Source organism: Collinsella aerofaciens ATCC 25986 (assembly GCF_964237925.1).
Lineage (GTDB): Bacteria > Actinomycetota > Coriobacteriia > Coriobacteriales > Coriobacteriaceae > Collinsella > Collinsella aerofaciens_BJ.
The window spans coordinates 1-23,397 of sequence record NZ_CAXSKI010000008.1 but is presented as its reverse complement, the minus strand read 5'-3'; the positions used below and the strand labels follow the sequence as shown (position 1 = coordinate 23,397).

The 23,397-nt window shown below is 57.2% G+C and carries 26 protein-coding genes; 17 read left to right on the top strand and 9 right to left on the bottom strand.

The features are described from left to right. Window positions 1–77 precede the first annotated feature (77 nt). From pgsA to hflX, 10 genes are all read left to right on the top strand, one after another. Window positions 78–626, top strand: a complete 549-nt coding sequence (gene pgsA / locus ACESWY_RS05175) for a CDP-diacylglycerol--glycerol-3-phosphate 3-phosphatidyltransferase (RefSeq protein ID WP_229028279.1) — start codon at window positions 78–80, stop codon at window positions 624–626. A gap of 12 nt (window positions 627–638) precedes the next feature. Further along, complete coding sequence (locus ACESWY_RS05170) at window positions 639–1,169, top strand: CinA family protein (RefSeq protein ID WP_055309901.1); 531 nt, start codon at window positions 639–641, stop codon at window positions 1,167–1,169. Window positions 1,170–1,426: 257 nt separating this feature from the next. Next, window positions 1,427–2,575 carry a recombinase RecA gene (recA, locus tag ACESWY_RS05165; RefSeq protein WP_022094695.1) on the top strand — a complete coding sequence of 383 codons (1,149 nt, stop codon included), beginning with the start codon at window positions 1,427–1,429 and terminating at the stop codon, window positions 2,573–2,575. Between the two features lie 11 nt (window positions 2,576–2,586). Further along, window positions 2,587–3,279 (top strand): regulatory protein RecX, encoded by a 693-nt coding sequence (locus ACESWY_RS05160; protein ID WP_138112634.1) that lies wholly within the window; start codon window positions 2,587–2,589, stop codon window positions 3,277–3,279. Window positions 3,280–3,536: 257 nt separating this feature from the next. Continuing rightward, a complete protein-coding gene (rny, locus tag ACESWY_RS05155) occupies window positions 3,537–5,087 on the top strand; it encodes a ribonuclease Y (RefSeq protein WP_117770339.1) in 1,551 nt (516 codons plus the stop codon). A 1-nt stretch (window position 5,088) separates the two neighbouring features. Continuing rightward, entirely contained in the window at window positions 5,089–6,174 is a 1,086-nt protein-coding gene (locus tag ACESWY_RS05150) for an ATP-binding protein (protein ID WP_138112632.1), read from the top strand. 74 nt (window positions 6,175–6,248) lie between these two features. Continuing rightward, the gene (locus ACESWY_RS05145) at window positions 6,249–6,566 is read left to right on the top strand and encodes a stage V sporulation protein S (protein WP_006235982.1); all 318 of its coding nucleotides are present in this window, start codon (window positions 6,249–6,251) and stop codon (window positions 6,564–6,566) included. Between the two features lie 52 nt (window positions 6,567–6,618). Further along, on the top strand, window positions 6,619–7,989 hold the full coding sequence (gene miaB / locus ACESWY_RS05140) for a tRNA (N6-isopentenyl adenosine(37)-C2)-methylthiotransferase MiaB (RefSeq protein WP_055285164.1): 1,371 nt from the start codon (window positions 6,619–6,621) through the stop codon (window positions 7,987–7,989). Next, window positions 7,989–8,927, top strand: a complete 939-nt coding sequence (gene miaA, locus ACESWY_RS05135) for a tRNA (adenosine(37)-N6)-dimethylallyltransferase MiaA (RefSeq protein ID WP_138112628.1) — start codon at window positions 7,989–7,991, stop codon at window positions 8,925–8,927. The genes miaB and miaA overlap by 1 nt, the downstream gene beginning before the upstream one ends. Next, a complete protein-coding gene (hflX, locus tag ACESWY_RS05130) occupies window positions 8,927–10,216 on the top strand; it encodes a GTPase HflX (RefSeq protein WP_138112625.1) in 1,290 nt (429 codons plus the stop codon). The genes miaA and hflX overlap by 1 nt, the downstream gene beginning before the upstream one ends. On the opposite strand, the gene ACESWY_RS05125 is transcribed toward hflX, so the two are convergent. Then, a complete protein-coding gene (locus ACESWY_RS05125) occupies window positions 10,201–10,905 on the bottom strand; it encodes a heparan-alpha-glucosaminide N-acetyltransferase (RefSeq protein ID WP_138112623.1) in 705 nt (234 codons plus the stop codon). The genes hflX and ACESWY_RS05125 overlap by 16 nt on opposite strands. After that, window positions 10,905–11,549 (bottom strand): transcriptional repressor LexA, encoded by a 645-nt coding sequence (lexA, locus tag ACESWY_RS05120; RefSeq protein WP_373094144.1) that lies wholly within the window; start codon window positions 11,547–11,549, stop codon window positions 10,905–10,907. Before lexA ends, ACESWY_RS05125 begins: the two co-directional genes overlap by 1 nt. A 163-nt stretch (window positions 11,550–11,712) precedes the next feature. Between lexA and ACESWY_RS05115 the strand changes: the two genes are divergently transcribed. From ACESWY_RS05115 to dut, 3 genes are read left to right on the top strand one after another with little or no spacing between them, the layout of a single operon-like run. Further along, entirely contained in the window at window positions 11,713–12,162 is a 450-nt protein-coding gene (locus tag ACESWY_RS05115) for a LysM peptidoglycan-binding domain-containing protein (protein ID WP_161144708.1), read from the top strand. Window positions 12,163–12,213: 51 nt separating this feature from the next. Beyond that, on the top strand, window positions 12,214–12,657 hold the full coding sequence (gene nrdR / locus ACESWY_RS05110) for a transcriptional regulator NrdR (RefSeq protein ID WP_022093781.1): 444 nt from the start codon (window positions 12,214–12,216) through the stop codon (window positions 12,655–12,657). 4 nt (window positions 12,658–12,661) lie between these two features. Beyond that, complete coding sequence (gene dut / locus ACESWY_RS05105; protein ID WP_138112619.1) at window positions 12,662–13,105, top strand: dUTP diphosphatase; 444 nt, start codon at window positions 12,662–12,664, stop codon at window positions 13,103–13,105. A 392-nt stretch (window positions 13,106–13,497) separates the two neighbouring features. Here the strand turns inward: dut and ACESWY_RS05100 are convergent, their stop codons facing one another. Beyond that, window positions 13,498–14,799: an MGDG synthase family glycosyltransferase gene (locus ACESWY_RS05100; RefSeq protein WP_230320388.1), complete on the bottom strand. Its 1,302-nt coding sequence runs from the start codon at window positions 14,797–14,799 to the stop codon at window positions 13,498–13,500. A gap of 117 nt (window positions 14,800–14,916) precedes the next feature. Here ACESWY_RS05100 and ACESWY_RS05095 point away from each other — a divergent pair, with 117 nt between their 5' ends. Beyond that, on the top strand, window positions 14,917–15,855 hold the full coding sequence (locus ACESWY_RS05095; RefSeq protein ID WP_138112617.1) for an NAD(P)/FAD-dependent oxidoreductase: 939 nt from the start codon (window positions 14,917–14,919) through the stop codon (window positions 15,853–15,855). 153 nt (window positions 15,856–16,008) lie between these two features. Continuing rightward, a complete protein-coding gene (locus ACESWY_RS05090) occupies window positions 16,009–16,620 on the top strand; it encodes a DUF1836 domain-containing protein (protein ID WP_006235996.1) in 612 nt (203 codons plus the stop codon). A gap of 72 nt (window positions 16,621–16,692) precedes the next feature. Here the strand turns inward: ACESWY_RS05090 and ACESWY_RS05085 are convergent, their stop codons facing one another. The 6 genes from ACESWY_RS05085 to ACESWY_RS05060 all read right to left on the bottom strand — a co-directional run bounded on the left by ACESWY_RS05085 (window position 16,693) and on the right by ACESWY_RS05060 (window position 21,543). After that, complete coding sequence (locus ACESWY_RS05085) at window positions 16,693–17,559, bottom strand: DegV family protein (RefSeq protein ID WP_373094140.1); 867 nt, start codon at window positions 17,557–17,559, stop codon at window positions 16,693–16,695. Between the two features lie 165 nt (window positions 17,560–17,724). After that, window positions 17,725–18,852, bottom strand: a complete 1,128-nt coding sequence (locus tag ACESWY_RS05080) for a coiled-coil domain-containing protein (RefSeq protein WP_373094138.1) — start codon at window positions 18,850–18,852, stop codon at window positions 17,725–17,727. Window positions 18,853–18,884: 32 nt separating this feature from the next. Beyond that, window positions 18,885–19,415 (bottom strand): adenine phosphoribosyltransferase, encoded by a 531-nt coding sequence (locus ACESWY_RS05075; protein WP_373094136.1) that lies wholly within the window; start codon window positions 19,413–19,415, stop codon window positions 18,885–18,887. 40 nt (window positions 19,416–19,455) lie between these two features. Then, window positions 19,456–20,334 (bottom strand): transcriptional regulator FtsR, encoded by an 879-nt coding sequence (ftsR, locus tag ACESWY_RS05070; RefSeq protein WP_138340309.1) that lies wholly within the window; start codon window positions 20,332–20,334, stop codon window positions 19,456–19,458. Between the two features lie 3 nt (window positions 20,335–20,337). Further along, entirely contained in the window at window positions 20,338–20,772 is a 435-nt protein-coding gene (locus ACESWY_RS05065) for an FHA domain-containing protein (protein ID WP_006236002.1), read from the bottom strand. 66 nt (window positions 20,773–20,838) lie between these two features. Then, window positions 20,839–21,543 carry a CDP-alcohol phosphatidyltransferase family protein gene (locus tag ACESWY_RS05060; RefSeq protein ID WP_373094134.1) on the bottom strand — a complete coding sequence of 235 codons (705 nt, stop codon included), beginning with the start codon at window positions 21,541–21,543 and terminating at the stop codon, window positions 20,839–20,841. 388 nt (window positions 21,544–21,931) lie between these two features. On the opposite strand from ACESWY_RS05060, the gene ACESWY_RS05055 reads away from it, so the two are divergent. Together ACESWY_RS05055 and ACESWY_RS05050 are read left to right on the top strand one after the other, a co-directional pair. Next, window positions 21,932–22,660: a lantibiotic protection ABC transporter ATP-binding protein gene (locus ACESWY_RS05055; RefSeq protein ID WP_373202144.1), complete on the top strand. Its 729-nt coding sequence runs from the start codon at window positions 21,932–21,934 to the stop codon at window positions 22,658–22,660. Beyond that, on the top strand, window positions 22,657–23,397 hold a 741-nt coding region (locus ACESWY_RS05050), incomplete at its 3' end, for an ABC-2 family transporter permease (RefSeq protein ID WP_373094131.1). The genes ACESWY_RS05055 and ACESWY_RS05050, both read left to right, overlap by 4 nt.

Genomic DNA, 23,397 nt, shown 5'->3' with positions numbered 1-23,397 from the left:
GCAATAAGGAACTGACGAGTGTCTGGACGCCCGCCAACATCGTGACGTGCGTTCGCATCGTCTTTATCCCGGTGTTCATGATCGTGTCGGCGCTTTCTCACACGAGTGTTGCCGGTACGGATTGGAGCACCTTCGACGGCCCGCTCGCCGCCGCTGCCTTCATTCTGTATGTGATCCTGTCGTGCACCGATAAGGTCGACGGTTATCTGGCGCGTTCGCGCAACGAGATCACCGACTTCGGTAAATTCTTGGACCCCATCGCCGATAAGCTGCTCGTGTTCTCGGCCCTGCTGCTGTTCTTGGATTTTGGTATGGTGACCGTGTGGTCCGTGTTCATTATCCTGTTCCGCGAGCTGCTGGTGAGCGCCCTTCGCATGGTCGCGAGTGCGGCCGGTGTGGTCGTTGCGGCCGATAAGCTCGGCAAGTACAAGACGGCAACCACGATGGTCTCCATTTGCGGTTACCTGTGCGTTTTTGCTATGGCCGGCTTGCACCTTGGCCCGGTGGCGCTGACGCTCGGCATCTACTCGGTGTCGCGCTTCCTGTACGCCGTTGCCGTTGTCCTGACCGTTATCTCGGGCGCCCAGTACTTCTGGAACTGCCGCAAGATCGTCTTTTCGGTCTAGGTCCTAGTGGGTATGACGGACTCTTTTGAGCAGATTTCCGCACATAACGAGGAGCTGGCGCGTGATATTGTCGAGCGCGCGAGCGCTCGGGGCGTGACGGTTTCGACGGCTGAGTCGCTGACGGCGGGTATGATCGCCTCGACGATTGCCGATATCCCGGGCGCCTCGGCGGTGCTGCGTGGCGGTGCGGTGACCTATTGCGATGAGATTAAGCATCGTGTTCTTGGTGTTGAGCAGGAGACGCTCGACCGCTATACCGCGGTGTCGCATCAGACCGCGCGCGAGATGGCGGTGGGTTCGCTGGAGCTGTACCAGAGCGATATTGCAGTGAGCGCAACGGGTTATGCCGGCCCCGGCGGTGGCACTGAGGACGATCCGGCGGGCACTTTCTATATTGGCTGGGCGCATCGTTCCGCCGATGGGGGCGTGCCGGTCGTGGACTCTGTGCGCTGCCACTATGAGGGCGACCGTTCGTGTGTTCGTGCCCATGCGGTCACGGAGGCATTGGGTCGCATTGCCCTTGTGCTCAACTCTATGGAATAGACGTGTTTTAAGGGGCCTCCGAGCCCCTTAATTGTGGAGATAGGGACCTTAGGCTCATTTGGCGTTTGTGCTGGTTGTAGATGTATTTTTGCCTGCCTTGTTCATATTTGGTCCTTTGTGGTCAAGCATTTGGTCAGTGTTTGGTCGGCGTTTGGTTGGGTTTTGGAAAGACCGCCTGCATATGATTGGCCTGAACGGTTGACCACGAACAGCCGTTCGTTTATTATCGATGCAGGTTGTTAAGAGGAGGGCTATTCATGGCCAAGAATTCAGGTCCCGTACGTACCGTTCATGCTCGCACGACGGGTAAAGAGCGCGATGAGATGATCGCCACCACCAAGGCCGAGATCGAGAAGAAATTCGGCCAGGGTTCCATCATGAGGTACGGCGACGGTGGTCCCGAGCTCGAGGTCGAGGCCATTCCCACGGGCGCCCTGGCCCTCGATGCCGCGCTGGGTATCGGCGGCGTGCCGCGCGGCCGTATCGTCGAGATTTACGGTCCTGAGTCCTCCGGTAAGACGACGCTTTCGCTCGAGATCCTGGCCGAGGCCCAGGCAATGGGTGGCGTTGTGGCATTTATCGATGCCGAGCACGCGCTTGATCCCACGTATGCCGCGCGCATCGGCGTGGATATCGACGAGGTGCTCATTTCCCAGCCCGATACGGGCGAGCAGGCGCTTGAGATTGTTGACATGCTCGTGCGTTCCGGCGCCATCGATGCCATCGTCGTCGACTCCGTCGCCGCGCTGACCCCGCGTGCCGAGATCGAGGGAGAAATCGGCGATACTACGGTCGGTCTTCAGGCTCGCCTAATGAGTCAGGCGCTCCGCAAGCTCGCCGGCTCGCTGTCCAAGTCCAACACGACGTGCATCTTCATTAACCAGCTGCGTGAGAAGATCGGCGTCATGTTCGGCAACCCCGAGACTACGACGGGCGGCCGCGCCCTTAAGTTCTTCTCTTCGGTGCGTATCGACATTCGCCGTATCGACAGCATTAAGCTTAAGGACGAGGTTATCGGTAACCGCGTGCGCGCCAAGGTCGTTAAGAACAAGGTGGCAGCTCCGTTCCGTTCTGCTGAGTTCGACATCATGTACGGTACGGGCATCTCTAAGGAGGGCTCAATTCTGGACATGGCTGTCGAGTGCGGCATCTGCAAGAAGATGGGCTCCTGGTTTGCCTATGGCGAGGACAAGCTTGGCAACGGTCGAGAGGCCGCCAAGGCTTTCCTGCGCGAACACCCCGATTGCGCCGACGAGATTGAGCATAAGGTCCGCCTTGCCTGCGGACTTGAGTTTGATGACGATGCTCCGTCCGAGGTCGAGCTGACCGATCAGCCTGCGCCTGAGGAGTTTGACGAGCTTTACGCCATCGATGGTTCCGCCATGCTCGATGATGACGACGAGTAGCGGTTACGCTCATGTCGTATACGGTGACCGAGGCCACGGCCTTCTTTCCCGATAAGAAGGCGGCTTCCTCGTTCTCGAGCGGGTATGCGTCCAAAAAGCCTTGCGCACATATCGATTGTGAGCTTGAGGGCGGTTTTGAGCGGTCCATTTGGATTCCCGTGCGGGTCGCGCGGCTGTATGTCAAAAACCGCCCCGATCTTCCCTGTGATTGGGACAACTTTCGTGAGGCGGTGCAGCTCATCGAGGGTAAATGTGCACTTACCATGGTGACCGAGATGCTATCGCGCCGCGACCATGCGACGGGTGAGGTCCGTGACAAGCTGGCTCGCTACGGCTTTCACCAGCCCGCGATCGATTTCGCCGTCGAGCGCGCCACAGAGTATCACTTTTTAGACGAGAACCGCTTTTGCTCGTACTTTATCGAGGAGCGCAAGCGGCGCGGTTGGGGACAGCGCAAAATCGAGACCGAGCTCAAGCGCCGTCATGTCGTGCTCGATGACATTCCCGGTTATCCCGAGGATTATTTTGCCGTCGAAGACGATTTGGCACGTGCGTCAGCCCTGCTCGCCAAGCGGCGTGTTCCAGAGACGCGCGGATTCGAAAAACTGGTTCGGTTTTTGATGGGCAAGGGCTTCTCGTATCACATCGCCGCAGATGCCGTTAAGGCACGTCTCGATGCCGAACGCGAGAAATGTGCGGTTTAGGCGTATGCGCTTTGTGGCCCTGCCGTTCACCGCGTTTTAGCCGCCGTGCCAGGGCCATTTATTTGACAGTTGTTGTGGTTCAACGTACGATAAACACTGTCATTTGCTTTGTGATATGTGCTCATCTGTGATGAGTTTGTTTATATGTTTATCTGTATCCGACCCGCATAAGCTGCGCCCATATTACTCAAATGTCGCGAGCCGTTCGTAAGGACGGTTCGCTTTGTTGTGTAACGAATCCATAAAAAGGAGTGAGCATGCCTATCATCGCAGCGCTCGTTGGCATCGTTTTGGGTGCCATCGCCGCCATTGCCTACATGCGCACCGCCAAGCAGGGTAGTCTTCACGAGGCCGACGAAAAGATTCAGTCGGCACACGCGCAGGCTGAGTCCCTGATCGGTGATGCTAAGCGTCAGGCCGAGACCCTCAAAAAAGAGGCTCTGCTCGAGGCTAAAGAGGAGATCATCAAGAACAAGCAGGCCGCCGAGGCCGAGGACAAGCAGCGTAAGAGCGAGATTCGTACGCTCGAGAACCGTGTGATGCAGCGCGAGGAGTCCCTCGATCGCCGAAACGACGCTCTCGACAAGCGTGAGCACCAGCTGTCCAGCCAGGCCGGTCAGGTCGAGAAACGCTCCCGCGAGCTTGAGGAGCTCTGCGCCAAGCAGACCTCCGAGCTCGAGCGTATCGCCGACCTGACCCGCGAGGATGCCCACAAGGAGCTCCTCGATAAGGTTCGCGGCGAGGTCACCCACGAGGCCGCCACGATCATTCGCGAGTCCGAGCAGCAGGTTCGCGCCGAGTGCCACAAGACCGCCCAGGAGATTCTGTCCCTGGCGATTCAGCGCTGCGCTGCCGACCACACAGCCGAGGTCACCGTTACCTCCGTGCACATTCCCTCTGATGACCTCAAGGGCCGTATCATCGGTCGCGAGGGTCGCAACATCCGGACCTTCGAGCAGGTTTCCGGCGTCAACCTCGTGATTGACGACACGCCCGAGACCGTCGTTCTTTCGAGCTTCGACCCGGTCCGTCGTGAGACCGCCCGTGTTGCCCTCGAGAACCTCATCGCCGACGGCCGCATTCACCCCGCCCGCATCGAGGAGATGTATCACAAGGCTGCCGACCTGGTTCAGCAGCGCGTGCGCGAGGCTGGCGAGCAGGCTGCCTTCGATACCGGCATTCACGACCTGCACCCCGAGATCGTCAAGACCCTTGGTGCCCTGCGCTACCGTACCTCGTTTGGTCAGAACGTGCTTCAGCACTCCCTCGAAGTCTCTGACCTGTGCGGCGTGATGGCTTCCGAGCTTGGCCTGGACGTTGTGACCGCCAAGCGCGCCGGCCTGCTGCACGACCTGGGCAAGGCAATTGACCACGACGTCGAGGGTCCGCATGCCGTCATCGGCGCCGAGCTTGCCCGCCGTTATGGCGAGAAGCCCGTTATCGTTCATGCTATCGAGGCTCACCATGCCGATGTCGACCCTAACACGGTGCTCGATGTCCTGGTACAGGCCGCTGATGCTGTCTCTGCTTCTCGCCCCGGTGCCCGTCGCGAGTCTGCCGAGAACTACATCAAGCGTCTCGAGAAGCTCGAGGAGATCGCCAACTCCCATGAAGGCGTCGAGCGTACCTATGCCATGCAGGCTGGTCGCGAGGTACACGTCATGGTTCAGCCGGACAAGATCTCCGATGCCCAGTCCACGGTCCTGGCTCACGATATCGCCCATCAGATCGAGGAAGAGATGGAGTATCCCGGTCAGGTGCGCGTCGTCGTGATTCGCGAGAGCCGCGCTGTCGATATCGCTAAATAACATGAGCGACGCGAACGAGCTCATCTCATTTATCGCGTCGATGTCGGGGGAGGGCAACCTTCGCGTCGAGGAGAACCTTGGCGAGGGGTATGTCCGCCTCCGCGTTTCGGAGGCCGAGCGGCGCCAGGCAAAGCACGACATTCAGCATGTCGAGGATATCGTCATCGAAATGCTCCGTAATGCTCGCGATGCTGGTGCCGACAAGGTCTATCTCGCCACGACCAAGGAAGATGGCGTCCGCACGCTTGTCTTTCTGGATAACGGTTCGGGCGTTCCACAGGATATGCAAGAGCGAATCTTCGATGCCCGCGTTACCTCCAAGCTCGAGAGCATGAAGATGGACCGTTGGGGCGTTCACGGTCGTGGCATGGCATTGTTTTCGATCAAGCAGAACACTGACGAGGCCCGTGTGGTCACGTCTGGTGTCGACCTTGGCTCGGCCTTTAAGGTGAGCGTTGCGGCCGACCGCCTCAGTGAGCGTGCCGATCAGTCCAGCTGGCCCCAGGCCGTCAGGGATGAGGACGGACGTTATGTCTGTGCTCGCGGCCCGCATAATATTATTCGCGCTGCTTGTGAGTTTGCGCTCGAGGAGTTGTGTGGTTGCGATGTCTATCTTGGTTCTCCGTCTGAGATTGCCGCGACCCTTTATGCTCAGGCGTCAAGTCGGCTCGATACGTCGCGTCTCCTGTTCATTGATGACGAGAGTGAGCTTCCGGTTGTCGATCGTTTAGGCCTTGCCTCTGATGCCGAGGACTTTATCCGTATCTGTTCGGGTTTGGGTCTTGAGATGTCCGAGCGCACTGCTCATCGCATTTTGGCAGGGCAGATTAAGCCCGTTCGCGGTGTGACCGCGCGTCTGCTGCGCGAGCGTGATTCGTCCTCGCATGCGCCGGCTCCTGTCGATCTTGCGAAGGATCGTCGCGGGCTACGTATTGCCAAGGATGACATGGCACAGTTTTCGCGTGCTGTGGAGCGTGACTTTAATGACCTTGCCGCCCGGTACTATCTCAACCTTTGTGGCGACCCAAAGATTCGTGTTTCGCGTGATCGAATCACTGTGACCTTCGATCTTGCCAAAGAGGAATAGTGCCTTTACCGAGTCCACTCGGTACGATACAGTTATTGCAGTTAAAACGTACTTTTAAACGCAGGAGTTTCTTCATGGATTGCCTGAAGGTATCAAGCAAATCATCGCCCGCGTCCGTTGCCGGCGCCATCGCCGGCATGGTCAAGGATGGTGTACCCGTCAACATCCAGTGTGTCGGCGCTGGTGCTGTCAACCAGGCCATTAAGGCCGTGGCTATCGCGCGCGGTTTTTTGATTCCAACCGGTTTTGATATTTCCTGCGCGCCCGTGTTCTCCGACATCCTCATTAACGGGGAGTCGCGCACGGCCATTCGCCTTTCTATCTACGTTCACCAGATCAATCGAGCTGCTATGGATAACGTCGTCATGGATGATGTTAAGCCTGTGGCATAGCTTCTGCTTGCCTCGATTCGCCCCCCCCTCTCCATCGTTAGGACTTATGCACATGGACCAGCGTTCCGTACGCGATATTCTTGCCGGTAAAACCTACTTTATCCGCACCTTTGGCTGCCAGATGAATCAGCACGACTCCGAGCGCGTGAGCGGTCTGCTCGATTCGTATGGTTGCCTCATGGCGCTCGATCCCGAGCATGCCGATATTGTTGTCTTCATGACATGCTGCGTGCGCGAGGCCGCCGATACTCGCCTGTACGGCCAGTGCAATTCCTGTAAAAGCCTGCCGCCTTCGCCTTCGGGCAAGCGTGTGGTTGCCGTTGGTGGTTGCATCGCGCAGCGCGATGGCGAGGGCCTGCTCACCAACGTCGATAACGTCAATGTCATCTTTGGTACGCATTCCATCGCACATGTGGCAGAGCTCATTGCCGAGGCGTTCCTTGATGGCAAGCGTCATATCCGCACCAATGAGCATGAGGATACGGATGCCATGAGCATGCCGTGGCATCGCGAGACCCAGTATCACGCCTGGGTGCCCATTATGACGGGCTGCAATAATTTCTGTACCTATTGCATCGTGCCGTACGTGCGCGGTCGCGAAAAGAGCCGCCCCTTCGAGGAAATTGTCGACGAGGTGACCGGTTTGGTGCGCCAGGGCGTGCGCGAGATTACGCTGCTGGGCCAAAACGTTAACTCATATGGTCGCGATCTGTTTGGCAAGCCGCGTTTTGCCGATCTGCTGCGTGCCGTGGGTGATACGGGTGTGGAGCGCATCTTCTTTACCTCTTCTCATCCTAAGGATCTGCTGCCCGAGACCATCGACGCCATGGCCGAGACGCCCGCCGTCATGCCGCAGCTTCACTTGGCCGTTCAGTCGGGCTCCACGCGTATCCTCAAAGAGATGAATCGCCGTTATACACGCGAGGACTATCTGGGCCTGGTCGATCGCATTCGCAACCGCATGCCCGATATCGCGCTCTCGACCGATATTATCGTTGGCTTCCCGGGCGAGACTGAAGAGGACTTTGAGCAGACGCTCTCACTTGCCGAGACGGTCCGCTATGCTCAGGCCTATACCTTCATCTATTCCAAGCGCGCCGGTACCCCGGCCGCAGAGATTGACGATCCTACGCCGCATGAGGTTATTCTCGAGCGTTTCAACCGCCTGGTTAAGGTTATCGAGACTACGGCACACGAGTATAACCAGGGTGAGCTTCATACTGTGGTGCCGGCGCTCATTGAGGGAACGAGTAAAAAGAACGACGCGGTCCTGCTGGGCAAGAGTCCCAAGAATCAGACCGTGCATGCGCCTATCCCCGAGGGTTACAGCATCGATCAGCTTGTTGGCAAGATCGTTGATGTTGACGTTGACGTTGCCAAGACCTGGTATTTGTCCGGCTCCGTTGTGGGCGAGCCGCGCTAATGGTTTCTCCCAGGGCAGGACTTTCCGCCGTTGCGATCGTCGGTCCGACGGCGGTTGGTAAGAGTGATGTTGCCGACCGTTTGGCAGCTCGTCTTTCGTCCGAAGTGCTGTCGTGCGATGCGATGCAAATCTATCACGGCATGGACATCGGTACCGCAAAGATGGCGCCCGATGAGTGTACGGTGCCGCTGCGTCTCGTCGACATTGTAGAGCCGGGTGTGGCATATTCTGCTGCGCTTTATCAGGCTGACGCTCGCGCGCATGTTGAACGTCTCCTTGGTTCGGGTTGCCTGCCGGTTTTTTGCGGAGGTACGGGGCTGTATCTCAAGGCCGCCCTCGATGAGATGGACTTTCCCTCGGGTGAACTTGAGGACGATCGTCGTATGGGCTATCAGGAGCTTGCCGAGCGTATTGGCGAGGAAGAGCTGCATGCCCTGCTTGCCGAGCGCGACCCAGAATCGGCTGCTGTTATTCATCCCCATAATGTGCGCCGTGTGATTCGTGCGCTCGAGATGCATGATGATGGTATTTCCTATGCACAGCAAAAAAGTCAGTTTAGTGTTCCGCGCGAGCATTATCATGCTCTATGGTTTGGTCTGACGCGTAATCGCGAGGTGCTCTACGAGCGCATTAACCTGCGCGTCGATCTGATGTTTGAGCAGGGTCTTGTCGATGAGGTTCGCGGTCTTATGGACCAGGGGCTGGGAGATGCCCTGACTTCGATGCAGGCAATTGGCTATAAAGAGATCATTGATGCTTTCAATGGCGTGATTTCTATGGATGAGGCTCGCGAACTCATCAAGATGCGTTCGCGTCGCTATGCCAAACGTCAGCTTTCGTGGTTTAAGCGCGATGACCGTATCGTGTGGTTTGATATGGACGAGTTTACGATCGATGAGGTCGTTGAGGACATCCTGCATCGTATTGAGGCTGCCTAATGGCCCGTTTCCCCCTTGTTCCCACGGCACCCGAGCCCGAGCGTGCCATATTAGTTGGTGTTGAGTGGCGCGACAATGCATGGCCGCTCGATCGCTCGCTTGATGAGCTGGAGCGTCTTACCCACACGGCTGGTGCCCAGTGCGTGGCACGCTTGTCACAGCGTTTGGTAAAGCCGTATCCTAAATCGTTTATCGGTTCCGGTAAGGTTGAAGAGCTGTGCGGCCTGGTGCATCGCATGGATGCCGATGTCGTTATTTTTGACGACGACCTGACGCCCTCGCAGCAATCCTATTTGGAGAAAGCCGTGGGCGAGCCGGTAAAGATTATCGATCGTACGGCACTGATCTTGGATATTTTTGGCCTGCATGCTCAGACGCGTGAGGGACGCCTACAGGTACAGCTGGCACAGCTTCAATATCTGTTGCCTCGTCTGCGTGGCATGTGGAGCCATCTCGCCAAGGAACAGACGCGCGGCGGCATCGGCTCACGCTTTGGTCAGGGCGAAAGTCAGCTCGAGGTCGACCGTCGCCTCATTCGTAATAAGATCGCTGCGCTTCGTCGTGAGCTCAAGCAGGTTGAACAGCGTCGCGATGTTCAATCCAAGAGCCGCATTGAGTCACCGGCGTTTCGCGTCGCGTTAGCCGGTTATACCAATGCGGGTAAATCGTCGTTGCTCAATCGTCTGACCGGATCTACGGTGCTTTCGCAGGACAAGCTGTTTGCTACGCTCGACCCGACGACGCGTTCGTATCGCCTGCCCGGCGGTCGTGGCATGACGATTACCGATACTGTTGGCTTTATTCAAAAGCTACCGCATGGTCTCGTTGATGCCTTTAAGTCCACGCTGTCTGAGGTTCTTGGTGCCGATCTGATCCTTAAAGTTGTGGATGCCTCTGACGAGGACTACGAGCGCCAGCTCGAGGCAGTCGATCGCGTTCTTGACGAGATCGGTGCCGGCGAGCGTTTGACGCTTACGGTGTTCAATAAAATCGATCTTCTCGATAGCGTTGATCGATTGAGTTTCCGTCGTCGCTATCCCGAGGCCGTGCTGTTCTCGGCCCAGACGGGCGAGGGACTCGACGATCTCGTCGACCGTATTGCTCGCGAGGCGGCTGCCACCGATGTGTTGCTCTCCGCTGAAATCCCGTATCGCGAGGGCGCCCTCATCACGCTGGTGCATGAACAGGGAACCCTTTTGCACGAGGAATATCTTGAGGGCGGCGTTCGTATTGTTGCGAAGCTGCCGGCTCGTATCGCGCCGCGGCTCAAGCGTTATCGCACCGAGTAGACGAGCTCCAAAAAGCCCAGAATAATGGGCTGATGCAGTAGATAAAAGGGGAGTGCGTGACGTCCAAGGCTGGCGAGCTCCGGGATGGGATTGGCGTAGGCCCAGCTAGGGACGGTCTTATCGATTCCCTTCGCTATGTGTGCGGCGAAGTATCCTGCAAGATACATAAAGAAAAACGGGATGATGGGGTAGTAATCACCTGAGACAAACCCAGGGCTCGGAAATCCCAGCCACGCCAGGTAGGGGACAGGGTAGATCGTTTTGGGGATGCTCCAGGTGAGGGCAAACAACAAAAGGCATAGGGACATGCCCCATCTCGCCGATATCTTCTTAAGGACGGGATCGGTCAACGCCACGATGCCGGTACATGCGGCCATGCAGTAGATGATGCCAAAATTAACAGAATCGTCAACTGAGACAAGTGTTGTTGCCAACCAGACGACGAGTGCTGCTAAGGCGTATTTGGCGGCACGTTTGATATTGTTGCGCGAAAGGGTGCACATCCAACCCGCGATAAACAAAAATACCCAGCTGATGCTGGCGCGCCAGATGTCTTGAAAGACAGTCTGGGTAAACCAGGGCATATCCCAGTCGTACAGGTAGGCAAGATCGTAGCAAGCGTGAAAACCTGCCATTGAAATCATCGTAAGCCCGCGGACGGTATCAAAGATGGTGATGCGTTTTTGCATTACGAGAACCGGCGCATCAAGCCGACGACTTTGCCCAAGATAACGGGATTCGTTGCATAGAAAGGCTCCATGGTGTCATTCTCAGGCTGCAGGCGTACGCGTCCCTGCTCCTTGTAGAACGTCTTGACGGTCGCTGAACCATCAATCATAGCCACGACAATTTCGCCGTTCATGGCACTCTTTTGTTCACGGACGATGATGTAATCGCCATTGAAGATACCGACATTGATCATTGAGCTCCCATGCACCTCAAGGATAAAGGAACCCTGATCAGTGGCGATTTCGGTCGGGATAGTAAATGTGTCTTCGATATTCTGCTCGGCCAGAATGGGAATCCCAGCCGCGACGCGACCAACGAGCGGTAGTGAGACCGTTCCGCGAGGTGCGGTGGGCTCGTCAGATTTAGAAATTGAGACAGAGGAACCGTCCTCGTTAAAGAGTTCCAGAGCGCGCGGTTTGGTGGCATCGCGCTTGAGTAGCCCGCGCGCCTCCAGGGCAGATAGATGGGCGTGCACGGTGCTGGGGGAGGAAAGGCCCACGGCAGAAGCCATCTCGCGCACGCTGGGCGGATAACCCTTCTCCTGCTGATATTCCTTGATGAAGTCGTAAATTTGCTGCTGACGCTTGGTAATTTTGCGAGCCATCAGGGCATCCTCTCTACCCATGTCAAACAAATGTTCGAATTTTGCTTGACAGGAACAACTGTTCGAAGATAATAATAACCGAACATTCGTTCTCGCGCTAGACATTTTTGTCCGCGCGGCTTGATAAAACTGTTCTCAGCAAAACACGCGAGAGGAGAACATGATGAACGCAACGAATATGGTCCAGGGAAACCTCGCCCTTAAGCTCGAGACGTCTGCAGAATACACTTTTACGGTTGTTCAGGGTGGCTGCTCCGGCTTTCAGCCTTTGACCGTAAAGCCTGCTCGCAATCAGCAGGCTGTAGCCGCGCCGGGCCGCGTTGCCCTGAAGGTTCCGACGATTGTCGCCGTTGCCGTTGCGCTTACGCTCTTCTTTGTCCTCGCTACGTCGGTCTTTAGCGCTCGTCACGCCGCGTATGCCGAGTCCGTTTCCAACGTTACCTATGAGACCATTCGCGTTCAGTCTGGTGATTCTCTTTGGTCGCTTGCCGAGGAATATCCAATCGAAGGCCTTTCCACGCAAGAGACTTCCGACATGATCCGTAACGTCAATCATCTGGAGCATGGTTCGCTCGCCGCCGGTGCGCATCTTAAGGTTCCTGCTCGTTCGTAATCATTATCGCGCTGCGCATGGTACCCTTGTTATCGTTTAAGAGGAGGTACCATGCGCTGTCCCAAATGCGGCAAGGCACATACCCGCGTCGTTGATTCCCGTATGCAGGAGTCAAATAACACCATTAAGCGTCGCCGCGAATGTTGCTCGTGTAACTATCGCTTTACAACGTTCGAACGATGCGAAGACCCAATCGAGGTCATTAAGTCGGACGGAACCAAGCAGCGGTTCGATCGCAATAAGCTGCTCGTCGGCTTGATGCGCGCCACTATCAAGCGCGATATCGACACTAAGAAGCTCAATGAGATTATCGATGACATCGAGGTCGAGCTGCGCTCTCGCACGCTGACGGCCGTTACGTCCCATGAGTTGGGTGACATGGTACTCAAGCGCTTGGCCAAGATCGACAAGGTGGCGTACATCCGCTTTGCCTCGGTCTACCGCGATTTCAAAGACGTCGATGAGTTTCTGCAAGAGCTCGACAAGCTAAGGTGATTCCATGTCCAACATTACCGTCAACATAAAGCGTCTCGACCCCACCGTCGAGCTTCCCAAATACGCCCATCCCACCGATGCCGGCTTGGATTTGCGCTCCAACGAGGACTGCATTCTGAAGCCCTTCGAACGCCGTCTGGTCTCTACTGGGCTGGCCATCGCCCTGCCCGATGGCTACGCCGGCTTCGTCCAGCCCCGAAGCGGTTTGGCCATCAAGCAGGGCCTGTCTATAGTCAATACGCCGGGCCTCATCGACGCCCACTACCGAGGAGAACTCAAGGTTATCCTCATCAACCTGGATCCCTCCAACAACATCCAAATCAACAAAGGCGACCGCATAGCCCAACTCGTCATCCAAGAAGTCCCCACGGTCAACCTCATAGAAGTAGAAGAACTAGACGAAACCGACCGAGGCAACGGAGGCTTCGGCTCCAGCGGCGTCGCCTAGGGGCGCTCGTATCCCTCCCGCCCGGGGCTTACCTATATCATTCCATGCTCAAACATTCTCGCGTCGCTTCGCTCGCTGCGAAACTGCGCGTGGAACGATATAGGTAAGCCCCGGGCGGGCGGCTACTCGCTTGAAACAATATTTACTTTTCTAGTAAGCCGATGCGACAAAGGGGCTGTCCCTTTGTCGCATCGGCTTACTGTATTTATATTTTCCTGTTTTACCTTTGCAGGTTCTAATGGAGGGGATACCGAAGTAGCTGCTAGTAAGTAAACGCAGCCGCTCTGCCGGAGCCGCCCTTATATCGTTCCACGCGCAGTTTCGCAGCGAAGCGAGAATGTTTGAGCATGGAATGATATAAGGGCGGCTCCGGCAGAGCGGCGGACATTCGACTAGCGGATATGCGCGGGCTTTCCTCCCCAGTAGAAGCGGCAGAAGGCTCGTTTACGTTTTTGGGGCTTACCTGCAAGCTCCATGGTGGCGATGGCGATGTCCTCGGCTGCGTGTGGACGGCGCAGGACTTCGCCATTGATGAGCAGTGCCTTGAGCGATTCCGGATGATCGTGGAGATGGCGCAACGTCACGATGAGTTCTCGTGCGGTGGTGACATGCATGCTGGCGCCCATGCCGGTGAGCATCGTGGTGTTTGCCTTTTCCTGGCCATAGGACTTGCCCAGCAGGATCATCGGCAGATGCGCGCACAGGCACTCGGTGACGGTGAGTCCGCCCGATTTGAGAATTGCCAGGTCGCAGCCGTGCATGAGGGCCGCCATGTCGTCCACGTAGTCTAGAACCGTGACGTTTTCGAGCTTCATGGCGTCGAAGAGCGTCTTGAGTCGGGTGGCGTATTCTTTATCCTTGCCCGGTAAAAAGACAAAGTGCATGTCCTCAAAGCTGCGTAAGAAGGGGAGCGTGTGGTCCATCGCGGCGCGGAAACGCACGTATGGTTGGGGTAAACTGGCACCGGCCATCACCAATACGACGGTTTTGTCTATGGGGAGATTGAACTTGCTGAGCTCATCTTCGCGTTTGTAATCTGAATCGAAACCGGCTCGGATGGGGATGCCCGTTATGCGGATCTTTGACTCGGGAACCTTGCGCGGGCGCAGCGTTTCGGCCATAAACTCGTTGGCTACACAGAATAGGTCGGTGTCCTTGTGGGGCCAAAAGCCTTCGACTTCGTAATCGGTCGGCACACAGATGACCGGGTAATCGATACCCGTAATTACGCGGGCGCCCACGGCAACATTGGCTGCTGTGATGTGCGTTGCGACCACGGCTATAGGCCTGCGGCGACGAATATATTCGTTGAAGGCGGGGAACATAATACGCGACCATGCCGTGCCGCCACCCCAGAGAAGATGTCCCGTAAGCGTATATCGCCAGGTCAGGTCGTAAATGGGGCGTGTGGCTCCCGTAAAAGAAGCCGCGGTCTTATTGCCGTCGAATTTAATACGTCCAAAATCAAGGATATCGAGCACTTCAATTTCAATATCCTCAGGGATTCCCTTGGTGCCGCGGATAAGTTCAAATGCTTGTGCAATCGCGTTGGCGGCGGCTTTGTGGCCCGATCCAACCGATGCGTGCACAATGGTTACTAGGGGTTTTTGTGCAGGTGAAACGGTCATTTGCTCCGGTTGGGGAGTGGCTTGCATGGGCAGGGGAGCGCTATTGCTCATCTGCGTTTGATCCATCGATAACTCCCCTTCAGCTTTGTTACGCGATTTATCATTGTAGTGCATGAGTGTCATGTTCACGTAAATTTGGGTATGAGCGCAAAGAACGCCAATCTTTCGACAGGAGGTCTCTTCATGACTACCCATCAGCCGATCGATGTTGCGATTATCGGTGGCGGCCCTGCGGGCTATGCTGCGGCCATTTATGCGGCGCGCTCCAACCTAACGACGACCGTGATTGAACAGGGCATGTCGGGAGGGCAGATCGCCACGACCAATGAAGTCGAGAACTATCCGGGCATTCCGCTCTTGAGTGGCGCCGAACTCGGTGAGCGTTTTCAGCAGCATGCAGAGGGCCTGGGAGCACAGGTTACATGGAGCATGGTTACGGGTATCGATTACGATGCCGATGCAGCGCTGTTTACGGTGCATCACGATTTGGGCGATACGTCGGCCTCGAGCGTTATCGCTTGCATGGGTGCCACGCCGCGATCTGCTGGTTTTGTTGGCGAGGATGCGTATCGCGGTCGCGGCGTTTCGTATTGCGCGACGTGCGACGGCATGTTCTTTCGCGGCAAGCAGGTTTTTGTCATCGGCGGCGGCAATGCTGCCTGCGAGGAAGCTCTGTTCTTGTCAGAAATCGCCAGCAGCGTGACCATCGTTTTGCGCCGCGATCAGTTCCGTGCCCCCGATGGTGTGGTTCAAAAAGTTCTTGCAAAAGATAATATTTCAGTTAGGTACCAAACTAGTATTGTCGAGCTCTCGGGCGAAGCCATGCCAACGACGATTACCTTTAAGGACAATGCATCCGGGGAAACTCACACCGAGTCATTTGTCCCTGGCTCGTTTGGTATCTTTGTCTTTACCGGAACGCAGCCCCATTCCGAGCTCGTTGAGCATCTAGTCGATCTGGCGCCGGACGGCGGTATTGTTACTGATGATTCCATGGCGACCCGCACGCCAGGTCTATTTGCCGCTGGCGACATCCGTTCCAAGCGTTTACGCCAGGTTGTGACTGCCGTTTCTGATGGAGCCATAGCGGCAACGAGCGTATACGCGTTTCTCCGTGGATAAGTACGATAATATATCTTATGTAAGGTTGTTATCTTTTAACAAAGTGGTTGGACGGTGTATCAATGTGCTGTCCAACCACTTTTACTTGGCGACTATGTGGTATGCAAAACTAGATAACGTAGAATACAATAAATAAATGAACGGAGGATCCTTATGAACCACGCCAAACGCGTTATCCCGATGTCCGATACATCGGTCAGCATTAAGCCTGAGGATATTCAGCCCACTGTGCTGCCCGATGCATTTATTCAGTCCGATATCGTACGCAAACTCAATACGTTGAGTCTGCCGCGCTATGACCAGTTGCCCAATGTGACGCTCTACCGCGACCAGGTCATTGAGTATGTCGCGCTGTGGATGGAGCCGCTGTCCCTTTGCGTTGAGCAGCCTATCATTACGCCATCGATGATCAATAACTACGTAAAGGTTGGCCTGGTGCCTGCTCCGGTCAAAAAGCAATATGGCCGCGAGCAAATTGCCCGCCTGATCGCTATCTGCATCTTTAAGCAGGTGCTACCTATTGCTGCGGTGCAGGCACTCTTTAATATTCAGCGTTTGAGCTACGATGCCCCGACGGCCTTCGACTATGTGGTTGATCAGCTCGAGGCATCGATTCGTTCGGCGTTTTCTGTCGAGCAGACGCCGGTTCCCGATACGGCGCATCAGGTTACGCGTGAGTCGCTGCTTGTGCGCAGTGCGGTTTCCTCCTTCGTTTCGAAGGCTTACTTGATGAGCTATCTCAAGTTCAACGGGTTTAATAGCTAGCCGACGTATAAAACGGGCGGGACAAAGAGCCATCTGTCGCTTTGTCCCGCCCGTATTTTGCTTGGTTGGACTTTATTTGCCTGAAGCTACGCCCATGCCGTAGCCGATGATGAGGCCGTGCATTTCGGCGTAATAGGAATCCAGGCCGTTGCAGGGCATGATGATGGTCTTGGAGCCGGGCCAATGTTCGACTATGCGATCAGTAAGCGCCTGGGCTCCAGCTTCGTTCTCAACGTGATCGATGATGACCTCACCGCCCGTAAAGCCCTCGGCTTCCATAGTGTCGATGATCTTGTTGAGCATCTTCTTTTCGCCACGCGTGTGCCCGACGAGTTCGATTTTACCGGCCTCACTCGCCGTGCCCAAAATGCGGATATTGAGCTTGTTGGCAATGACGCCGGCTGCCTTAGGGATACGTCCGGCTTTGGCGAGGTTTTCGTAATTGCACAAACTGAAGAGGATTTTGCTGTTCTGTTCAAGGCTATCGAAGCAAGCGCAAGCATCCTCGAATGAGACATTCGGATTGCTTGCAAGATAGCGGTCGAACAGCAAGAAAATGAGGTCCATTTTGCCGCCAGCTGCGCGTGAATTGACTAGATGAATCTGTCGGTCGGGCTCCTCGGCAAGAACCATATCGCGAGCCGTGGCTGCCGCGTTGTAGCTGCCCGACACGCCCTCAGAGATCGGCATGCAGATGGTCTTGTCTGCCAATTTGAAGAGCTCGGCCCACTCCCCTACGCTGGGACAAGCGCTCGAAGAAGCGTTCGTCTCCGCCTGAACAGCGCAGTTGAGCTCATGCACATCGAGCGAAAGGTCATCGACGAATTCACGCTCCCCCACTCGAATTTTGAGGGGCGCAAATGCAAAGGTGATATGGGGCGCGGTCGGTTGCCAATCGCGGAGGTTACAGCTTGAATCGGAGATAAGTGCCCAGCTCATAGAGGGTCCTTTCTAATTGTTCCCATTCAATTATAGCCATCTTGCAAATTGAATGTACGGCTATCTAGTTTTGAATACTAGATAGCCGTACAAGATTAGAGAAAAAAGAATGGACCTCGCGACTTAAAGCCACGAGGTCCACATTCACACGCTGTGTAAGATGACTTAATAGCGCACGAAGATGTAGTTATTGTTCATGCCGGCGGCAACGGAGCTGATGATGACACCCGTGTTGTAGTCGGAAGCATGAATCATCTGACCACCACCGATGTAAATGCCGGTGTGGTACGAGTTGACCACAACGTCACCGGGCTGCGGATCGGACACACGCGTCCAGCCCATAAAGGTACCCGTGGTGCCCAGGCGGCAATAGCGACCAGTGAGGCAATAGCTAACAAAACCAGAGCAGTCGAAGCTGTTCGGGCCAATTCCGCCCCAGGAATAAGCGCAACCAAGCTTACTGTATGCACGCGAGACAACAGAACCGCCGTCGACGGACTGGCTCGGAGCAGAAGGCGTCGGAGCCGGAGCAGGCGTGGAGGGCTGCGGCGTCGGAGCAGGTGCCGGCGTAGGAGCCGGAGTGTTGCCGCCCTGGTTGTTGTTATTGCTGGTCTGGCCACCGTTGTTGGTGTTCTCGGTCGTACCGGCAGTCTCGTTGCTCACCGTGGCCTTCTCGGCGGTGCTGGCGTTGATGCCGGCCTGCAGCGCGGCGTTGGCCTCGGCCTCGGCGGCAAGCTCGGCCTGCAGCTGCGAATCCAGGGAGTTTACGACGCTCTGGGCTTCAGCCTGCTGGGCGTTAAGCTCGTCGACCTTCTTTTGCGTGGCGGCGACGTTCTTCTCCTGCTCGGCCTGCTTATCGGTGAGCTGCTGCTTAAGCTCCTTGACCTCTTGAATGGTCTGAGCTTGCTTATCGGAAACTTTGCCGTAGTAGAACAGACGGTTGAGCATATCGCTCAGGTCATCGACACCCGTCAGAACCTGAAGCAGGCTCAGGCCGCCGGTTTTGTACTCGCCGGCGACATAGGTCGAGAGCTTGGCCTGACCATCGGCGATCTCCTGCTGCTTTTGCGTGATCTCGCCAGCAGTCTGATCGAGCGCCTGCGTCTGCGTTGCGAGCTCATCGTAAATCTGCTGGGTTTGGGTACCGATCTGCTCGAGCTTCGTACGAGCAGCGGCAAGGTCGGATGCGGTATCGGCGTAGGCAGGAGCCGCGAGGCCCAAGCCCAAAACACAAGCGAGGGTTGCCGTAGCAGCGCAGCGTGCCATGTTTTTGTGCGTGTTTGCTGTGCGCATGTAGCTTCCTTTCCAGTAACTAAGGGTAACGGCTAGTCCACCGTCACCAGGCTAAAGAGCTCCACATCGTCATCAGACGGCGTGAGCTTCTCGCGCGGGTTGAGAAACGCAAGCTCAAGGATACAACCGTAACCGACAAGCTTTGCGCCCATATCTCGCACCAGTTTACCTGTTGCCTCGACGGTTCCGCCCGTCGCGACCAAGTCGTCCAGAATCAACACGGTATCTTTAGAGCTGATAGCGTCGGCATGGATCTCAATGGAATCGGTGCCGTACTCGAGCTCGTAGCACTGGCTTACGGTCTCGCGCGGCAGCTTGCCCGGTTTACGTGCGGGAACAAAGCCGGCGCCAAGGGCTACAGCCACCGGTACGCCAACCATAAAGCCGCGAGCCTCGGGACCCACGACCTTGGTGATTCCCATGCCGGCAAAGTGATCGGCGAGGGCATCGGTCATGGCTTTGAGCGCCTCGGGATTGCCAAAGAGCGGCGTGATGTCTTTAAAGATGACTCCGGGCTCGGGATAGTCGGGGATGTCGACGATTTGAGATTCGAAGTCGTACATTGCATGACCTTTCAATGGGTTGCCGGATAAGCGGCAGCTGTTACTTGCCCGCGGTGGCGGTGCCGGATTGCGAAGGGGCGACGACCTTGAGCGGCTTTACGAGGGAATCCTCGTGCGAAGCCGGCGCGGCTATCTCTTCGTTTTTGGCCTTGGTGGACTCGGAGCGAGTGATTTCCTCATCGAGTGCATCGATGTCGGCGTCCTCGACCACGGCGTTAAGCGACTCAAAAACGCGGTTCTTGAGCAACGCAGTGTGCACACCTTCGGTCAGGTCGTGAAGCTTCTTAAATGCACGCTCTAGCTTGGCGTCGCGTTCGTCATCGGAAGTATCCATTCCGAGCATGCTCACGAGCACCTGCTCAAACATCGAGGACTCGCGGTTGGCGGAAGACACGTACTGACGCAGGTTGCGCGGCTCGATATGGAAGCGTGACAGCTCGGAGCAGTAGCGGATGATCGGGAAATCGCGACCATCGACGAGCTCACGATTTTGCGGACTCTTGATGATGCGAATGAGGTCGTTCTCGGCGAGCGAGCGGATAAACGAAATCTCGACGCCCAGCATATCGGGAATGGTCTCGATAGGATGCAGCTTTTGCTTAGTCTCCTTGGGCTCCGTCTTGAGCGGAACATCGGACAGCAAGCCCACCTCGTAAGCGAGCGTTGACAGGTCCGTGGCGTTTTCCAAGCGCTGCTTAATCACGTTGAGTGGCATATAGCGGGTCTTCTGCAGGTGCAGAATGACCTCCAGGCGATCAACGTCCTCCTTGGAGTACTGACGGTATCCCTTAGGCGTACGATGAGGGGTAATGAGCCCCTCATCCTCTAGAAATCTAATTTTTGAGTTCGAAAGATCGGGGTATGCGCCTCGAAGTAGGTTGACGACTTGGCCGATACTCAGATAGTTGCGTTCGGCCATGCCCTATTCACCGGTTTCGATGCGCTCCGGCGTGCTCTCGTGGTAGATGAGCGTAAACGTACCGATCTGAACGGAAGAACCGTCGTGCAGCGGGGCTGCATTGACGATGGCACCGTCGACCCAGGTGCCATTGAGCGATCCCAAGTCCTCGATGCGAGCGCCGAGGCCCTCGCGAATAATGCGCGCGTGGCTACGCGAAACGGTCATGTCATTGAGGAAGATGCCGTTCGCAGGATCGCGGCCGATGGTGGTCACGTCGTCCTCGAGCTCAAAGGCGGCACCAGTCTGCGGACCCTTGACGATGGACAGAACGGGGGCGGTGATGCGCACGTTGGCCATGAGGTCGGGAACGGTGACGTCGCTTGAAGGCACGCGGAATACGCAGGTGGCGTCAGCAGTCTTATCATTCTGAGGCATATTGTTAACCATGTTGTCCATGACAACCCCTAACTTATCGCGGACGTGCCGCAAATAATGAACCGTACGTAATCATACCCCAACGAATCAGTCTTCGATTTCAGGGTTCAGAAAGTCGATGTCCTCGTCCTCGGGATGCGCGAGAGCCTGTTTAATGGCCACTCCGCCCTTAATGGAGTAGATGACAGCCGTGAGCATGGAGAAGATCACGCCGCCGTACACAAAGAAGATGCCGAGGGGCACCGAGCTTCCGTTGAGGCCCGGGAAGGCCTTAAGGGTTGAAGGTAAAAGGTGCAGGCCGTCAACTACGGGGAACCCGAGCAGCATGAGCGAGAAGCCGGTCATGAGCAGCGCAGTGGCAATCTTTCCGGGAAAGACGACATCGATGGGGCGACGGTGATAATGACGCACGATAAGCGTGCCGATGCCCAGATAGATGTCGCGGCCAATAATGAGCACGCAGACCCAGATGGGCAGCTCTCCGCGGACCACCAGTCCAAGTACGCCGGTGAACAGCAGCGCGCGGTCGCAGATGGGATCCATGACCTTGCCGAGCCATGAGACCGTCTTGGTCATGCGGGCGATCTGACCGTCCATCCAGTCGGTGGAGGCGGCAACGGCGTAGATAACGATGGCGATGACGCGGTTGTTATCCGTCACAAACAGGTACAGAAATACCAGGGTGAGGATCAGGCGCGTAAAGGTGATGAAATTGGAGATCGTAAAGATCTTATTCGACGGGTAATCGGAAGTGCCGATAAGCTCCTTTTTGATCTTCTTTTTGATGCCCACAGGACTCCCCCGCTGGTTAACGACAAAACTTTCGATACTATACCCGTTCCTGCGATGTCTATCCAGCGCAAGCATAGAGAGTCCAGACATATGGAGGGCGCCTCTGGGCTGCGCTGGATTCTGCATTTGTGTACATCAGCCTCCAAAAGCGACATTTTTCGGCATCTTTGGTGGCTGGTGTACACGTTTTGATTCGGTGATTACATCGATCGGGAAAGTTGTTGCTTTAAGCAAATGCGTGCGGGTCGAGATTGGCTGGCGCCAAAAGAGCCCAACGGCCGTTACAGCTTCGTTAGAAACGCGCCCCACCATGGATGTTGAACCCGAAAGGTAAGGCGCGCGGGCACGGCGACTCGGCCCGCGCGCCCGGAAGAGAAAGGACGAACCCATGGATTACATGCTCGAGACGCGCGGGCTCACCAAGCGCTTCGGCCGCGGCGACCAGGCGCAGGACGCCGTGGCCGACGTGAGCCTTCATATCCGCGAGGGCGAGGTGTACGGGCTGCTCGGCCCCAACGGCGCCGGCAAGTCGACAACGCTCAAGATGATCTGCGGGATGCTGCGGCCGACGGCCGGGGAGATCCTCTTTGCCGGGCACGCCTGGCGCCGCGAGGACCTCTACGCAATCGGCAGCCTCATCGAGGAGGCGCCGCTCTACCCCAACCTCACCGCGCGCGAGAACCTGCGCGTGCGCACCACGCTGCTGGGCCTTCCCGAGAGCCGCATAGATGAGGTGCTCGCCGCCGTGGACCTCGCAGACACCGGGAAGAAGCGCGCCGGGCGCTTCTCGATGGGCATGCGGCAGCGCCTGGGGCTCGCGCTGGCGCTGATCGCCCGGCCACGCCTGCTCGTGCTCGACGAGCCCACCAACGGCCTCGACCCCATCGGCATCGAGGAGCTGCGCGACCAGATCCGCGGCTTCGCGGCGGCGGGCACGACGGTGATCGTCTCGAGCCACATCCTCTCCGAGGTGCAGCAGATGGCGGACACCATCGGCATCATCTACGGGGGGCGCCTCGCCTACGAGGATGCGCTTCGGCCCGGGCAGGACCTCGAGGAACTCTTCATGAGCGTCTGCCGGGAGGGGCGACGAGCGCGCGGGGAGGTGGCGGCATGACGGGCGAGAAAGGCGGCCTGCTCGCGGGCCTGCGCGCCGAGGCCCTGAAGTCGCGCCACGCGGCACCGGTTCGCCTGGCCGTGCTCATGGCACTGCCGATGCCGCTGCTCGGCGCGATGCCCTACCGGGGCGTGCAGATCTTCAGCGCGTGGAACTACTGGTACGCGCTCTTCCTGCCCGTGTCTCTGTCGCTCGTGGTGGCGTGCGTCGCGCGGGCGGACGCGCGCACGCGGATGCGGGGGCTTCTGGGCCTGGGCTTCCCGCTCGGGCGCGCCTGGTGGGCCAAGGCGCTCTGGTGCCTCGCGCTCTGCACGCTCTCGAACCTCGTGGTCTTCGGCATCTACCTCGCGGGATCGGCGTTCTCCTCGCAGGGCCTCACGGCCGCGGGCACGCTCACGATGCTCCTCTGCGCGCTCGCCAACACGGTGACCGCGGCGTGGATGATCCCCGCAGGGCTCTTCCTCACGGCGCGGCTCGGCATGCTCGCGGGCATCTTCTGCCCGCTCGCCACGCAGCTCGTGGGTGGGTTCGCCTGGTCGCTGATGCCGCTGCCGCAGCTCTTTCCGCCGTCGGCGAGCATGGTCATCCCCACGAGCTTCATCCCCGTGCTGCCGAGCGGCGAGCCACTCGCGGCGGACATGGCGCTCGGCGGGGCGCTCGCGGCGGACGGCATGCTCACGCTGGCGGGCCTTGCGGTCTGCGCGCTCGCGTTCGCCGCGCTCACGGCGGCGGGCGCG

Bases quoted from the DNA above. Each gene is read 5' to 3' on its own strand.
- ACESWY_RS05160 (WP_138112634.1), top strand. From the start codon at position 2,587: ATGTCGTATACGGTGACCGAGGCCACGGCCTTCTTTCCCGATAAGAAG.
- ACESWY_RS05125 (WP_138112623.1), bottom strand. From the start codon at position 10,905: ATGCAAAAACGCATCACCATCTTTGATACCGTCCGCGGGCTTACGATG.
- miaA (WP_138112628.1), top strand. From the start codon at position 7,989: ATGGTTTCTCCCAGGGCAGGACTTTCCGCCGTTGCGATCGTCGGTCCG.
- dut (WP_138112619.1), top strand. From the start codon at position 12,662: ATGTCCAACATTACCGTCAACATAAAGCGTCTCGACCCCACCGTCGAG.
- ACESWY_RS05055 (WP_373202144.1), top strand. From the start codon at position 21,932: ATGGATTACATGCTCGAGACGCGCGGGCTCACCAAGCGCTTCGGCCGC.
- lexA (WP_373094144.1), bottom strand. From the start codon at position 11,549: ATGGCTCGCAAAATTACCAAGCGTCAGCAGCAAATTTACGACTTCATC.
- ACESWY_RS05100 (WP_230320388.1), bottom strand. From the start codon at position 14,799: ATGGATCAAACGCAGATGAGCAATAGCGCTCCCCTGCCCATGCAAGCC.
- ACESWY_RS05145 (WP_006235982.1), top strand. From the start codon at position 6,249: ATGGATTGCCTGAAGGTATCAAGCAAATCATCGCCCGCGTCCGTTGCC.
- pgsA (WP_229028279.1), top strand. From the start codon at position 78: ATGATCGTGTCGGCGCTTTCTCACACGAGTGTTGCCGGTACGGATTGG.
- ACESWY_RS05075 (WP_373094136.1), bottom strand. From the start codon at position 19,415: ATGTACGACTTCGAATCTCAAATCGTCGACATCCCCGACTATCCCGAG.
- ACESWY_RS05115 (WP_161144708.1), top strand. From the start codon at position 11,713: ATGAACGCAACGAATATGGTCCAGGGAAACCTCGCCCTTAAGCTCGAG.
- hflX (WP_138112625.1), top strand. From the start codon at position 8,927: ATGGCCCGTTTCCCCCTTGTTCCCACGGCACCCGAGCCCGAGCGTGCC.
- ACESWY_RS05085 (WP_373094140.1), bottom strand. From the start codon at position 17,559: ATGAGCTGGGCACTTATCTCCGATTCAAGCTGTAACCTCCGCGATTGG.
- rny (WP_117770339.1), top strand. From the start codon at position 3,537: ATGCCTATCATCGCAGCGCTCGTTGGCATCGTTTTGGGTGCCATCGCC.
- recA (WP_022094695.1), top strand. From the start codon at position 1,427: ATGGCCAAGAATTCAGGTCCCGTACGTACCGTTCATGCTCGCACGACG.
- nrdR (WP_022093781.1), top strand. From the start codon at position 12,214: ATGCGCTGTCCCAAATGCGGCAAGGCACATACCCGCGTCGTTGATTCC.
- ACESWY_RS05095 (WP_138112617.1), top strand. From the start codon at position 14,917: ATGACTACCCATCAGCCGATCGATGTTGCGATTATCGGTGGCGGCCCT.
- ACESWY_RS05065 (WP_006236002.1), bottom strand. From the start codon at position 20,772: ATGGACAACATGGTTAACAATATGCCTCAGAATGATAAGACTGCTGAC.
- ACESWY_RS05170 (WP_055309901.1), top strand. From the start codon at position 639: ATGACGGACTCTTTTGAGCAGATTTCCGCACATAACGAGGAGCTGGCG.
- miaB (WP_055285164.1), top strand. From the start codon at position 6,619: ATGGACCAGCGTTCCGTACGCGATATTCTTGCCGGTAAAACCTACTTT.
- ACESWY_RS05150 (WP_138112632.1), top strand. From the start codon at position 5,089: ATGAGCGACGCGAACGAGCTCATCTCATTTATCGCGTCGATGTCGGGG.
- ftsR (WP_138340309.1), bottom strand. From the start codon at position 20,334: ATGGCCGAACGCAACTATCTGAGTATCGGCCAAGTCGTCAACCTACTT.
- ACESWY_RS05090 (WP_006235996.1), top strand. From the start codon at position 16,009: ATGAACCACGCCAAACGCGTTATCCCGATGTCCGATACATCGGTCAGC.
- ACESWY_RS05080 (WP_373094138.1), bottom strand. From the start codon at position 18,852: ATGCGCACAGCAAACACGCACAAAAACATGGCACGCTGCGCTGCTACG.